We start from the raw sequence: 482 nt of genomic DNA on the forward strand, positions 1-482 counted from the left end.
TCGACGAAGAAGTGCGTCTTGGCCGCGACGTTCTGCTGATACAGCGTGTGCAGCAACGCGTGACCCGTGCGGTCAGCAGCCGCGCACGCGCGTTGCACGGGCTTCTCGCCGTAGTTGGCGGTGTGGCCGCCGAACGGACGCTGATAGATGGTGCCGTCCGGATTGCGGTCGAACGGCATGCCCATGTGTTCCAGCTCGTAGACCGCATTGGGCGCTTCGCGGCACATGAACTCGATCGCGTCCTGGTCGCCGAGCCAGTCGGAGCCCTTGATCGTGTCGTAGAAGTGGTAGTGCCAGTTGTCCTCGCTCATGTTGCCGAGCGACGCGCCGATGCCGCCTTGCGCGGCCACGGTATGCGAGCGCGTCGGGAATACCTTGGAGAGCACCGCGACGGACAGGCCCGCGCGCGCGAGCTGCAGCGACGCGCGCATGCCCGAGCCGCCCGCGCCCACGATCACCACGTCGAAGCGCCGACGCGGCAA

General features: G+C 67.2%; 1 protein-coding gene. It reads right to left on the minus strand.

Annotated features, from left to right (window positions below; genetic code table 11):
• The coding region (locus tag NCR35_RS29780) for an FAD-dependent oxidoreductase (RefSeq protein ID WP_250537461.1) at window positions 1-482 on the minus strand (482 nt) is incomplete at both ends.

Origin of the sequence: Caballeronia sp. AZ10_KS36 (assembly GCF_023631105.1) — a bacterium.
In the GTDB taxonomy this organism is placed as follows: Bacteria; Pseudomonadota; Gammaproteobacteria; order Burkholderiales; family Burkholderiaceae; genus Caballeronia.